The sequence below is a fragment of the Ignavibacteriota bacterium genome (assembly GCA_016212665.1).
Taxonomy (GTDB): domain Bacteria; phylum Bacteroidota; class Ignavibacteria; order UBA10030; family SZUA-254; genus FW602-bin19.
Map to the genome: position 1 here is coordinate 48780 of JACREZ010000025.1, position 13789 is coordinate 62568.

Consider the following 13789-nt stretch of genomic DNA (forward strand, 5'->3'; position numbering starts at 1 on the left):
ATATGAGATGCGTGATATTAGAAATTCTGTATTGTACTAAACGAGTAGTGTCAATAGTCATTTGTCATTGGTCATTGGGTTTTTACAAATGACAAATGACAATTGACCAATGACAAAATCTTAGGGTATTGTTGAAGCGCTCGCCTTGACAGAAAACGTCTTCGTGAGTTTCGCTTCATTCTTCATCCTGTCTTTCATGGTGATGGTGAGCGTGTGCTTGCCTGCGGAAAGTCGCTCTGTTGATTGAAACCAAACACGGCGCTTCTCTCCGTCAATTTCAGGGATGATGATTTGGTCATCAACAAAAATTTTCAACTCATCGAAATCTACGCCGGAAAGATTATCGGAATATCGGAAGTTTCCGTTCACCAATCCTTTTGCCTGATTGAAACGTAGTCGCCCGATAGAAGGCGCTTGTTCATCCTTCATAATGGTAAGTTCACCGAGTGTACGGGTGAGCGTTGTCGTGAAATATTCCTGAGACGGGTCAGGCGAATTCGTGTGAAGAACCCATCCGCCATTCCCACGGAAATACAATCCATGTTTTCCATCCAACTGATGTGAATGAACAGGAACAGAAATTTTCAATCCTTTATTGAGGATAATGTCCGTCGGCGTAAGCGAAAACTTTGTTGAAGAAATAGTTGATTGATTGTTGATGTTCAGCAACATCGGTTTATACACCGCGCCGGAATCATACGAGATAATAAGATTATCATTCCCAAGCGAAAACGAACCGGATGAGTTTGTGGGAATGGCAAACAACTCCAATGTCTCGGTCGTATGCACAGGCAAGCCGTTTATTTCCGCTCGTACATCAATGATATGAACACCCGCTGACGTATTCGTCGGCTTGAACACGCCGGCGAACTCAGAAAGTCCTTCTTGTTCAAGTGAAATATCCCGTTGTGCAATCCCTTCTTTAATCATCAGATGCGGTTCGCCCGTGAACATCCCTTTTGTTGAAACATTCACTAGGACATAATCTCGCGTCTGCTGTAATTTCAAGTTTATTGATTCTCTCGGACCATCCGGCTTCTTGATGAAATGGTAAAGCGGCACAGAAGAAATTCCCAATTTCGATTCAGCCACAATCTTCAGCATCTCATACTTTGATGTCGGGACAGTAACCGCGATTGTCGAACCTTCGACTTGAAATTTTTCTTTCTTGATGATTGATTGTGTCCACGCGCCTTTTAACAATTTCTTTCCCGACACAATAATTTTGCTGAGTGATTCGGAAACATCTGACTTCAACACAATCTTGTTATCATTCACACTGAGCAACTCAACTCTCGGAGAATGATTGACAAAGAATTTTCCTTCAAGTGTGCTTGTGTTGCCGGTGAAATCTTTGCAAACAATTTTGTACTCATGCTCGCCTTCGGTTAATTCTTTCGTATTGATGATTCCATCGCCATACCAATGATGCTCATAGAACGGAAGCGTTCCTCCTTCTTCGACATATAATCTTTGATATTCACCTTTGCCGCTGAGTATAGTCGGATAATCATAATCGAGATAGATTTGCTTTGTCTGAAGAGAAGGAAATCTGTCCAACTGTTTACTGAAAATCTGTTTGTTATCAAGAAATAACTCGATCCGGTAGATACCGGATTTGTTCCTCGAGCCATTCGCCATATCGTAAGCATCGATGCCGAATCCGACAGAGCCATGTACACGTATCGTCTGTGGAATTTTGAATGTTCCTTTTCCCCGTCCGAACCGGCTCATATATTTCGTTGAGGGTTTTCCATCCACTGTTGAATTCATCTCGAGCGGAAACAACGCGATACTTTTCATTCTGGGCGCAATGTTATCAGGAAGCGAATCGCCGTACATCAACATCGGGTTGACATTGTTCAGGTTTTCATCCCGTATTTCAAAATGTATGTGTGGCGGACCAACTCCCGACTCACCGGAGTACGCAATTACTTCCCCCTTTTTCACTTGAAGCAAAGGCGTTTCATACGTTACGTCAATCGGGAATGCGCCTTTGCGAAGTTGTTCCTGACGTGCAAGTTGTTCAATGCGCTCACTGAATTTTTGGAGATGAACATACACACTGTAATATCCGTCGTTATGTTTGATGAACAACATCTTCCCGTAACCATTCGGCTGGATGCTGATACGGTAGAGCGAACCATCGCGGACTGAGAAAATATTGTGTCCGACTTCTCCATTCGTGCTGATATCCAACCCGCCGTGAAAGTGCATCGTGCGATATTCAGCAAACGAAGAAGTGATTCTTTTCGTTACATCGGTGGGCCAAATGTAATCGTTCAGGTCAGTGCGAATACTATCAAATTCTTTCAGATAAGAATTTGATGAAACATCAATCATTTCCGGACCACCGCTCGTTAGTGGAAATACAGTAAAGAACAAAGTACCAAGGAGAAAGCACAAAGTACGAACAATCAATTTATGCAACCTTCACCTTGTGCATTATTTTCGTATATCCCAGCAACTCCGCTTCAACAATATCGCCTTCATTTACTTCTCCGACACCTTCCGGTGTTCCGGTAAAAATCAAATCTCCTTCTTCAAGCGTGAAGATAAAGGAGAGATATGAAACGATGTACTCGGGATTGAAAATCATGTTCTTCACCGAACCGCGTTGTCGCGGAACCTGATTCACGCGACATTCAAAATCCAATTCCTGTTTGTTTGTGATTTGTTCAACCGGGATGATTTCAGAAATGGGGGCAGAAGTATCGAATCCTTTTGCCGTCGTCCATGGCAAACCTTTCCTCTTCGCCTCATCCTGAACATCGCGCAGAGTCATATCCAATCCGATGCCGTAGCCGAAAATATACTCACGCGCCCGGATGGGAGAAACACGGTTTCCTGTTTTCCCGATTGCCACGACAAGTTCCGCTTCAAAGTGCATACACTTGGAAATCGGCGGACGCACAATGTCTTCTCCTTCGGTCAACAATGCTGACGATGGTTTCATAAAAACAACCGGCGCGTCAGGGACTTCGGCGCGCATCTCGCGTGCATGTTCAAGATAATTTCTGCCGAGGCAAAATATCTTGCTCACCTGCAACGGATATTCCTTATTTCGTACGCGAACAGTTTTCATATCTACTAATAAATTGTGTTGAATATAGACAGAACTGAGGTTTTTTACAACAGAATCTTCATCACCGAAAAAGAAAAACCGCAGCAGAATCCTTTCGGAATCTCACTGCGGTCAAATCAAACTACGGCAATCTAACTTGCTGCCGAGACTCGCTTTTCTTTAAGTACAAACATCGGCTCTCTTTTTTTCAGAATGGTCTCCTTTGTTACAATACATTTTGCAATATTTTGTCTTGATGGTAAGGAATACATGATTTCCAGCATTGTCTCCTCCATTATCGAACGCAACGCACGAGCGCCGGTTTTCCGTTCTTTTGCTTTTAAGACAACTGACTTCAATGCTTCTTCCTCAAATTCCAATTCAACACCTTCAAGCCGGAACAGTTTTTTGAACTGTTTGATTATCGCATTTCTCGGCTCAGTTAAAATACTGAGAAGCGCTTTCTCTTCGAGGGTTTCCAACGTCGCAACAACAGGCAATCGCCCGATGAACTCCGGTATCAATCCGTACTTTAGTAGATCATCCGGCTCGACGAGAGGTAAGTATTCATCTACCGTATTGTCTTTTTTACTTTTGATATTTGCACCAAACCCAATCGGGTTCTGACTGACACGCCGCGCAATAATTTTTTCCAATCCTTCAAACGCGCCGCCGCAGATAAACAAAATTTGTTTCGTGTTCACGTTGATAAGCGCCTGCTCGGGATGTTTGCGTCCGCCTTTTGGCGGGACTCCGGCAATAGTTCCTTCAAGAATTTTCAGCAATGCCTGTTGAACCCCTTCCCCGGAAACATCTCGCGTAATAGATACTCCATCACTCTTGCGCGCAATTTTATCAATCTCATCTATGTACACGATGCCGCGCTCCGTTTTCGCCACATCATAATCCGAATTTTGAAGAAGATGAACAAGCACCGTCTCGACATCATCGCCGACATACCCTGCTTCCGTCAACGTTGTTGCATCGGCAATAGCGAAGGGAACATCAAGCACTCGTGCAAGAGTCTGTGCAAGCAACGTCTTCCCCGTTCCGGTCGGACCGAGAAGGAGAATGTTACTCTTTTCAATTTCGACATCATCAAACCTTCCGAACGAATCCTGTGAATCAATGCGCTTGTAATGGTTATAGACGGCAACGGAAAGCGTTTTCTTTGCATGTTCCTGTCCGACCACATATTCATCCAATGCCTTTTTGATTTCCATCGGACTCGGCAATGGTTTGGCTGAGGATTGCTTCGGTTTCGCTCGAACATTATTTTTGCGGAGAATTTCTACCGAACTTGCAACACACGTATCGCAAATATACACCCCCGGTCCGGCAATGATGCTTCCCGCTTCTTCAGCAAGTCGCCCGCAGAACGAACACTGAATCTGATATTCGGTATTTGAATTTTTTCCCATTATCCTTTTTTCTCAGCACGAGGTTTTTTGAAAAGAATCGTATCAACCAACCCGTATGCCTTGGCATCATCGGCTGACATGTAATAATCGCGGTCGGTATCTTTCTCCAGCGAATCAATATCTTTTCCTGTATGATTCGCGAGAATGAGATTGATTCGTTTTTTCATCTTCAATATTTCTTCCGCCTGAATACTAATATCGGAAGCCGTTCCCTGAACACCGCCCCACGGTTGGTGAATCATCACCCGCGAATTCGGCAATATCATCCGTTTTCCTTTTTCACCGCCGGTGAGTAACACCGCCGCCATGCTCGCCGCCATCCCGATGCAAATAGTCGATACATCCGGACGGATGTATTGCATTGTATCGTAAATTGCCAAGCCCGCTGTCACGCTTCCGCCCGGACTGTTAATGTACATGTGAATATCTTTTTCCGGCTCCTGTGATTCAAGAAATAACAATTGCGCAATAACCACACTCGCCATCTCATCAAATATAGGTGTGCCGAGGAAAATAATTCGCTCCTTCATCAACCGGGAATAAATATCATAGACACGTTCACCCTGACCCGTTTGCTCGATGACATAGGGAATTGATTGATTGATTGTCTTAACACTCATGATTTTTCTTTCTGTTCTTAACTAACTAATTCGTTTGATTCTTCATGAACTTTCTCCGTTACAACAGCATGTGAAACGAGGAAGTTCATCAACTTATCATTTACCATTTTATCTTTCAATGAATCCGATGTCTTATAAAATGCAAGCAGTCGCTCCTTCGAGATACTCATCTTCGGGGCATCCTCTTCTGCCATCACTTCTAATTCCGCGTCGGTAAGTGTAAGTTGTTCTTTTGCCACTATCTTATCACGAATCAAGAACCATTTTGCTGAATACGTTGCAATCGGTTTGTAACTTTCACGAAATTTTTTCTCGTCGAAATCGTCAGGCATTTTTTTGCCGGGAGATTGTTCTTTCAGTTCTTCAATCTTCGCATCGGTCAACCCTGTAATCATTGCCTGAGGGATTTCCATATCATGTTGTTTCACGATTTCCCCGACGAGCGCCTCTTTCATGTATCGGTCAGTGGTTTCTGCCCAATACGCTTCCAAATCTTTTTTCACATGTTCGCGGAACTGTTCGACTGTATCTACTTTCAGACGAGTCGCTTTCTTCGCAAACTCATCTGTAAGTTCAGGCACATTCACCTTTTCAATTTTTGTTGCGGTCAATTCCCAGTTGTTCAAATGTTTGTGGTCGCCATGTTCAACTTCAAAACTGACACGGCGCGATTCGTTGACGGAGATATTTTGCAGTGTATATCGTACCTCATGGAAAATATTTTCATCAGCAAGATATATTCTTCCCCCCGAACTTTTCTTCCCGATGAGCGGCGAACCGCTATCATCCAACTCTTGAATATCAACCGTAACGACATGTTCATCATCCTCGGCTTTTTGAACTTCTGTCAACGTGCTGTTGGCTTTTCTCAACCGTTCGATTTCATCTTCTAATTCATCCTCATCAACCGTGTGGACAAACTTATCTACCGCTATTCCTTTGTATTCCTTCAATTCAAAATCCGGTTGCACTTCATATTTGATGGTGAACGAAAACGGCTCGCCGCGCTTGAACTTCATGTCAGTCATGCTCACTTCGCCCAGCGGAAAGATATTTCGTTCGGTCAGAATTTGTTTGAACACATCGTTGGCGATATCATCAAGCGCATCATACTCGATAGACTCGCCATAGATTCGTTTAACAATTTCAAGAGGGGCTTTCCCTTTCCTGAAACCTTTAATTTCAATTTTTGCTTGCTCTCGTTTGTATGCTTTTTCGAAATGCGGTTGTAACTCTTCGAGGGAAAGAGTAACTTGTAATTCTTTTACGATGTTGGAAATATCATTGATTGTAACGTCCACAAAATTCCTTACTGCTATTACTGATGATACTCAAGGGAGGCGATATCCATTTCTTGGTGGGCAAGGGGGGATTTGAACCCCCACGGGTTACCACTAGATCCTAAGTCTAGCGCGTCTGCCAGTTCCGCCACTCGCCCTGAAAAATCTTGAATGATTGTTTGATACTAATGATTTGTGAAATTTGAATTGTCGGAAGATTGCTGTTATAAGTCATCCGTACTCACTCAAAAACGGCTCTAATATAAGTCTTTTTGAAGGAAGTACAAAAACGGCTGTTTGGCGAGCAGAAGGAATTTCAGTATATTTTTGCCGCAAAAAGAAACATCCCAAGGGCCCGTAGCTCAATTGGATAGAGCATCAGCCTTCTAAGCTGAGGGTTACGCGTTCGATTCGCGTCGGGCCTACTTCCAAAATCGCTCACGAACGAAGTCCGTGATTGCCATATTGAGAATCCCGCTGAAGCAAAACAAAAGCGGGAAGAGTTACAAAAAGAACACACATCTCCTTTTCTCTTGCCTTTTTCCCTTTTTCTTGTTACTATCACCACGTCAAAAAGAAAATCATTTTCGTGCCGGATTACAAAAATCTGAAACTGTATCTTCAAAAGATATGCACCAACTCGATAACAAAATCAGAACTTACCGAGTTGATTAAGATTTCCCGCGTTCTCGTTCATGCACACTTGACTTATATTCGTTCTTCTCTCTCTCATCTTTATCAACAACAAGGACTCAGCGCTGAAGATGTTGCGTGGGATTGTCTCGGAAATGTATTTATCAAAGACCAAGATTTTCAGTACCCGCTATTTCTCCGGTTCAAACAATCATTGAACGCACCGCTTGAAACATTGCCCGACGAAGAAGTGCTTTCTGCGTATAAACGCCTCCTTACAACCATCGCTGATAAACAACTCGCGCGCCTGTTCGGACAAAATGATTCCGAAGGTGCAAAAATTCATAGAAACATTCGCGATTGCGTTAAGCAGACGACACTGTTCACGCTTCAGAAAGATGGACGAGGTCTATTCATTAAACCTGCATCACACGACTCTTTGGAACACTTAAAAATATTCCCCCCCGAACAATTGACTACCGAATTTTTAAGTAGGTTAGACCATCGCAGAACAACAAAAAATTTATTGGAAGAACTTCACACAATCTTAGTCGGACAAGCAGAATACCGTCGCACCGTGTTGCTTGTTGATGTTACACAATTATTTAAGAAAGTTTTTCACGGACAGGAAGAATTTTCCGAAGACAATACACAATTGCAATTCAGTCATATTTCAGATATAGATATTCAAATGATGTGCAGTCAAGTTCGAACTGCCTTAAAGGAAAAAATTGTTTTCACATATCTCACCCATGGAAAAATTAACAGGTCAGATGCGCAAGCAATGTTTTCGGCATTTGAAGATATGATAGATGATTGGCTTAGTGATAGTGGGCTCTCTCAATCGCTGTACTATTACGTAAATAGATATCTGCCAATGCCTGAAAGCGTGTATAATGCATCGTATCGAACGAAAATGGAATATTTACTCAAATTCGTCCGTGAAGAGTTTCATTCTCATTTAATGGATGATGTTTGATTTTTTCTGGAAAACCCTTAAAACGTGGAAATAGTTGTTTGGGTAGATGAGTAGTTAAGTATCAAGTCGCTAATGACAAATAACTTTTAATTTTTAATTTTGAACTTTAATTGAATCACTTACAAGAACAAGAAATAGAAACATACGTCCTTACTCCTGAGCAATTCTCTCAGGAAGTAACGAATTTATTTCAAGAACATTTGAACGATTGTGAACTCTGCTACGAGCATGTGCAGAGATTGCGCGCTTTTTATACTGCCGTTGCCGAAGGAATGAAACAACCTGCAACGGAACGTGACAAAGCATTTGCCGAGCAACTGACAACTCCCCTCAAACCACGGCTTGCTTTACCTTCTTCGACGTTTGCACAAAAGGAAGATGCAATTGATGCTTATGTTGAAATTATCGAACCGGAGAAACGAAATCTCCCTTCACGGGTCTATCATTTTTTCCGGTTCCATCCAATTCAAGCCACAGTAAGAACATCCCTCGCCGCCGCGTTGGTGTTCTTCACCTATTACTTCTTCACACCGAAAAATGTAATGCCTCCTCCGCTCGATACCAATCCGAACTACGCCCGTGCAGAGAAAGAATTTCTTGTTACCTATAATAAAGATGGGAGAGAATTATGGAGAAAGCATATTGGGATTGGGTATGATATTGAAAGCCGGCTCCGAGGTTCACAAAACAAATATGAGAATTATCTTGCAACTCTTGATGTTGATAACGATGGAAAAAAAGAGGTAATCGCGAATATTGGTTTTGTTTCAAGTTATCCTCGAAAAAAAGAAATTATATGTTTTAACACCGATGGAACTGAACGTTGGTCGTATGCTATGACACAGGAAATGACCTTTGGGACGGAACACATGACAGGAAATTATCTTCCATCACTTTTCATGGCAGGAGATTTTGACCACAACGGAACAGGTGAAGTGACGGTCTTTTTCAATCACGATACATACTATCCATCTCCCATCGTTCATCTTCAGGGTTCATCCGGTGAAGTACTTGGGATATTCTGGCATATTGGAAACATTTCAAATATTGCCCATAGGGATGTTGATAAAGATGGAGTTGATGAATTGCTCTTTGCGGCTCAGAACAACGCGTTTGATAATGCTTCTCTTACCGTACTGGACCCTCGTGTAATTGCCGGCTACTCTCCTGCCGATTCAACAAGAACTCCGATGAATACTCCGGAAGGAACAGAAAAATATTATCTCCTTTTCCCGAGATGCGACATTAAACTTTTTGCAACAGCCAAACGAAATAATGCCGACGCAATCATGTTCGCGAGCGAAAGCGTTACGCGTATCAACGTTGCTGAATATGTTGGTAACGATTCCTATTATCAATTTTATTTTCTTGATTCCTTATATCGTTGTTACCGTGTTGATGGAGAGGATTGGTTCCTTACTTTCCATCGCAAAATGGTAAAAGAAGGAAAACTCAGTACACCGGTTGATTCTGTTTATTACCAAAACCTCCGCAAAGGCGTGCAATACTGGGATGGAGAAAAATTTGTCAACGAGCCGACGATGAATAAACGGTACATTGAAACGATACGTAGTAGCGAGTCATCAGACTCGCAAACCGTTCGGTAACTACAGTTCATTGAATGCTGTTCATTGAATGCCGTTCGGTGAACGGCTACTGCGCTTAATCAATTTGGTATTATTGTATGAAACAATATCGGAAAAAACCTCCTCGTTACTCTCAAGACAATTCGTATTACTTCCTTACCTTCTGTACGTTCAAACGAAAACCGTTTCTTCATTTACCCGGAATCCCGGAATTCCTTATCGAAGAATTATACTTTTATGAAAGCAAGATACAACAACTTGTCGCATACACCATCATGCCAGACCACATCCATCTTCTTGTAGAAGTTGAACAAGCCACCGACCTTTCAATCTTCCTCCGTGATTTCAAAAAGTTCACCTCCCGCGAAATAAAAACCCGCCTCTGTAGTAGCGGGTCACCAGACCCGCACCCGACCCGCACGAATAATGCAGTCATGTCAAATGCCGTTCTGGTGAACGGCTACTACTATGAACGTAACGATGAACCCATCTGGCAACCCGGAACAATGGACCACTGCATTCGAATGGGTTGGACAAACAACGACCTGCACAATCATCTTGCATACCTGTTTTATAATTCATACAAGCATCTGAGAATAGCCCCAAAAGATTTTCCTTACCATAATTTCAAAGCATTGGTTGACAAAGGATATTTCGACAACGATTATTATTCCTTCGATGAGAAATCGTTTCCTGCATCCTCAACATACGAATAATCTTCCCCACCCGTAGTAGCGGGTCACCGACCCGCACCCACATTCATATTTGTGGTGCTGGTGACGATACATGCCACTTTGGTGACGACATCTGCCGCTCTGGTGACGATATATGCCGCTCTGGTGAGCGGCTACTACGAATAAAAAATATTTTTAAAAACTTTTCCGCGAACGGATAACTCCGTTGCAATAGTATGTATAGAAACTATGCTCAATACATACAATTTTCAGCACTCACCATCTGACATTTCTATAAAAACACCTGTTTTTATGTCAGAAACAGGTGTTTCTTTGATAAAATCAACAGACATCACAATAATGTTTGATGATGTTGCCTTGAAAACACCTGACATTGCGGCAATGTCTGATGATTCTGTGACAAGATCACATGAAATCGAGACAATGTTAGTTGATTTTACAACAATTTCAGGTAACAGCGAAAGCCATTTTCATCTTCAAATCAACAAGTTGGATTCAAGAATCACAAATTCACGAATCACGAATCCACTATTCACCAATTCACCACTCACCAATAGCCAATCACGAACACAACTATGGCAAACTCAAAAGTAAAACTCGGACTGCACCGTTTATCGGTTCCTGAAAAACTTACCTTCACAGAAACAATTATCAAAGCGATGTCGGGAAATGCGAACTTTCCCGAACCGCAACCACCATTGAACGAAGTCGAAGATGCCGCGAAATTCCTCAGGGAAGCGCAGGCAGATCAGGAAGCGGCGTACCAAATCGCTCAATCTAAAACGAGCACTCGGGATGACAAGGAAAAAATATTAAACGATAAACTCACCTCGCTTGCAGGGTATGTCGAGCGGACAAGCGCAGGGGACGACGCAATCATCCTCAGCGCGGGGATGGAAGTGAAAGCGGCTCCTTCACGGCTCTCCGCCCTTACCATTGCTACAAACCTGAGCGCAACCATGGGAGATGGCGAAGGTGAAATTGACCTGAGTTGGGACCCCGTTACTGGTGCGAAGAGCTACGTCATTGAAATGAGTCTCGACCCGCCCACTGCTACAAGTTGGAGTCAGGTTGCAGTCAGCACCAATTCGAGTAAGACTGTTGCCAATTTAACGAGCGGAACAAAATACTGGTTTCGCGTTGCCGCAATTGGTGGAAACAATGTTCAGGGCTCGGCAAGCGATCCGGCAACGAAGGTAGCGCCGTAGAACAATTCACTATCCGATAAAATATAAACAATTATTAAAGTTACAATTCATACACCTGAAGGAACTATTATGAAACACTTGTACTTTTTTTTCACTTTTATCTCCTTTGTTATTCTGGGAACAGGTACACTATTTTGTCAAAATCAGCTTTTGATACGAACTGATAAAACCATATATAATGTTGGTGAGACAATTACATTTCATTTGAGATTGACCGACCAAAACGATCAACCAGTAGCGGAACAATCAGGAGGTGTAAATGATCCATGTCTCTTTATATGCAAATTATTACCCAATACTGACATAGATGGAAGAATAACATACAGCGCCTGCGCTCCAACTGATACAGGATTGATAATCTATGATTTCATAATTGGAGGGGTACATGGTAGCTATGGAATCTTTGTAACATCACCTCATTATCCACTTAGTGATAGTATTTTCGTGTTCCAACATACACAACCCAACCCTGCTTTAAGTCCAGGACAGACAAATAGAAATCTTGATATTCTTGTCACTTCAATGTTGAATGCTGTAAATGAAACTATTCAAGATCCATTTGCAATGTATGCAGCTCTTCCCTGTGCGGGAGGAATCGTTGCAATACCGTTAACTGGGGGTCTTTCAGCAGGTGTTTCGGCAGCCACATGTCCCATATTTCTTGGTTCACTTGCTAATAATACGGTCAGAGAAGGTGGAAAAGGGTTGGTGGAAATGTTAGACATTCCTGATAAAGAACAATGGAAAACAAATATAGATCAAGCTGTAAACGTATATGATGTGTTATCATTTTCATATGGCATTTATTCGACTCAGTATTTCGGAAATGATATGCTATCTTCTTCTAAGTTTCCTTCAAATTTAGGAAATAATTTCGATGAAGCAGTGGGAAATGTACTAGGATATATTGCTGACTGGAAATCCGCTATTGATGGAACGAGTGCTCCCACTCATGTGAAATATGATACAACATCTGCTTTTGATAGTGATCCACAATTTTCAGTAAGTTGTGTATTGCCTCTTAGTGGTAAATTACGTAGCAAACTATTGGGTGACTCTATTATTATTTCATTTGGAATTCGGAAAATTGACCCTTCTTTTCAATGGCAATACCAGGGTACAGTGCGATATAATGCAAATATAAGGGTGCTTCTTTTCACAGATTCACACACTCTGTTTGCCGGAACAGCACTTGGTATATTTATTTCTTCAGATAAAGGTAAAACTTGGCCAGACAGTGCATTAAGATATAACAATATAGTTTCATTAATATTAACAAGCGGTGGAATAATGTTTGCAGCCAGTAATTCTGACAATAGTAATTCAGGAATTTATTGGTCATTTGATGGAAAAAACTGGACTCACTGCTATACTGGTACCAATGCGAATGATCGTGAAGTAAGGGCTTTAGCAACTAATAAAAGTGGATATATCTATGCTGGACTTTATGGAGTACCAAGTAAAGGAATTATTCGTTCTACAGATAATGGTGCATCATGGGAAAATATAAGTTCGGGTTTAACTACTTATAACATTAGGTCTTTGATTGTAACAAAAAACAATACTGTTCTTGCTGGGAGTAATTCCGGATTAATCTTCCGTTCTACTAATAACGGTGACCAGTGGAATCAAGTATATCAAGGAACGGTAAATGTCCCAATTCTCTCATTTACTCTTGATTCTTCTGGTAATGTCCTTGCAGGAACAGGAGATAACGGTGCTTTGATATTAAAATCAACAGATGAAGGAACTTCTTGGACGTCATTTAATTCAGGACTACCAAATGGGACTGTCTATTCTTTATTGTGTAGGAAAAATGAAGTTGTGTATGCATCGCTGTATGGTTATGGTGTGTATAATTTAAATCCTAATAATTCAAGATGGGAAACATGTACTGATAGTTTACCTGATTTACAAGTAACAGCTATGACCATAAACAATAATGACACACTTTTTGCAGGTACTTCAACAGGTAAAATATTTATTTGTAATGGCATTTGTCTTGTAGATGTTCAAGAAAATAAATCATTTGTGCCAAGTTCCTACCACCTGAAACAAAATTATCCTAATCCTTTTAACCCCTCGACAAATATTGAATATTCTTTACCGCATAAATCGCATGTAAAAATCACAGTCTTAAATATACTTGGACAAGAAATAGCCACGCTCATCGATGCAATTCAAGATGCAGGTTTTAAATCTGTGGAGTTGAACGCTAAACATATTCCCAGTGGCATGTATTTCTATCGTCTTCAAGCAGATAATTTTATCGAGACAAAAAAACTTCTTCTTCTCAAATAAAA

At 41.6% G+C, this 13789-nt stretch carries 10 protein-coding genes and 2 tRNA genes; 6 read left to right on the forward strand and 6 right to left on the reverse strand.

Features of this window, described 5'->3' with window-relative positions; genetic code table 11:
- Positions 1-120: 120 nt before the first annotated feature.
- From HY960_08405 to HY960_08430, 6 genes are all read right to left on the reverse strand, one after another.
- A complete protein-coding gene (locus HY960_08405) occupies positions 121-2421 on the reverse strand; it encodes a M23 family metallopeptidase (protein MBI5215761.1) in 2301 nt (766 codons plus the stop codon).
- 1 nt (position 2422) lies between these two features.
- Positions 2423-3085: a fumarylacetoacetate hydrolase family protein gene (locus tag HY960_08410; protein MBI5215762.1), complete on the reverse strand. Its 663-nt coding sequence runs from the start codon at positions 3083-3085 to the stop codon at positions 2423-2425.
- 131 nt (positions 3086-3216) lie between these two features.
- The gene (clpX, locus tag HY960_08415; GenBank protein ID MBI5215763.1) at positions 3217-4485 is read right to left on the reverse strand and encodes an ATP-dependent Clp protease ATP-binding subunit ClpX; all 1269 of its coding nucleotides are present in this window, start codon (positions 4483-4485) and stop codon (positions 3217-3219) included.
- On the reverse strand, positions 4485-5105 hold the full coding sequence (clpP, locus tag HY960_08420; GenBank protein MBI5215764.1) for an ATP-dependent Clp endopeptidase proteolytic subunit ClpP: 621 nt from the start codon (positions 5103-5105) through the stop codon (positions 4485-4487). Before clpP ends, clpX begins: the two co-directional genes overlap by 1 nt.
- Before the next feature lie 17 nt (positions 5106-5122).
- Positions 5123-6406 carry a trigger factor gene (gene tig, locus HY960_08425; protein MBI5215765.1) on the reverse strand — a complete coding sequence of 428 codons (1284 nt, stop codon included), beginning with the start codon at positions 6404-6406 and terminating at the stop codon, positions 5123-5125.
- Positions 6407-6460: 54 nt separating this feature from the next.
- Positions 6461-6543: transfer RNA gene (locus tag HY960_08430), tRNA-Leu, on the reverse strand.
- Between the two features lie 193 nt (positions 6544-6736).
- On the opposite strand from HY960_08430, the gene HY960_08435 reads away from it, so the two are divergent.
- The 6 genes from HY960_08435 (at position 6737) to HY960_08460 (ending at position 13787) form a co-directional block, all read left to right on the forward strand.
- A tRNA-Arg gene (locus tag HY960_08435) sits at positions 6737-6810 on the forward strand.
- Between the two features lie 164 nt (positions 6811-6974).
- A complete protein-coding gene (locus tag HY960_08440; protein ID MBI5215766.1) occupies positions 6975-7997 on the forward strand; it encodes a hypothetical protein in 1023 nt (340 codons plus the stop codon).
- A 110-nt stretch (positions 7998-8107) separates the two neighbouring features.
- The gene (locus HY960_08445) at positions 8108-9604 is read left to right on the forward strand and encodes a hypothetical protein (GenBank protein MBI5215767.1); all 1497 of its coding nucleotides are present in this window, start codon (positions 8108-8110) and stop codon (positions 9602-9604) included.
- A 77-nt stretch (positions 9605-9681) separates the two neighbouring features.
- Positions 9682-10299: a transposase gene (locus tag HY960_08450; GenBank protein ID MBI5215768.1), complete on the forward strand. Its 618-nt coding sequence runs from the start codon at positions 9682-9684 to the stop codon at positions 10297-10299.
- 554 nt (positions 10300-10853) lie between these two features.
- Entirely contained in the window at positions 10854-11486 is a 633-nt protein-coding gene (locus HY960_08455; GenBank protein MBI5215769.1) for a fibronectin type III domain-containing protein, read from the forward strand.
- 69 nt (positions 11487-11555) lie between these two features.
- Positions 11556-13787 (forward strand): T9SS type A sorting domain-containing protein, encoded by a 2232-nt coding sequence (locus HY960_08460; GenBank protein ID MBI5215770.1) that lies wholly within the window; start codon positions 11556-11558, stop codon positions 13785-13787.
- The last annotated feature ends 2 nt before the right edge of the window (positions 13788-13789 follow it).

What these genes read in the sequence shown, in the direction of transcription:
- clpP (MBI5215764.1), bottom strand. Translation starts at nt 5,105, where the DNA reads ATGAGTGTTAAGACAATCAATCAATCAATTCCCTATGTCATCGAGCAA.
- HY960_08450 (MBI5215768.1), top strand. Translation starts at nt 9,682, where the DNA reads ATGAAACAATATCGGAAAAAACCTCCTCGTTACTCTCAAGACAATTCG.
- HY960_08460 (MBI5215770.1), top strand. Translation starts at nt 11,556, where the DNA reads ATGAAACACTTGTACTTTTTTTTCACTTTTATCTCCTTTGTTATTCTG.
- HY960_08455 (MBI5215769.1), top strand. Translation starts at nt 10,854, where the DNA reads ATGGCAAACTCAAAAGTAAAACTCGGACTGCACCGTTTATCGGTTCCT.
- HY960_08410 (MBI5215762.1), bottom strand. Translation starts at nt 3,085, where the DNA reads ATGAAAACTGTTCGCGTACGAAATAAGGAATATCCGTTGCAGGTGAGC.
- clpX (MBI5215763.1), bottom strand. Translation starts at nt 4,485, where the DNA reads ATGGGAAAAAATTCAAATACCGAATATCAGATTCAGTGTTCGTTCTGC.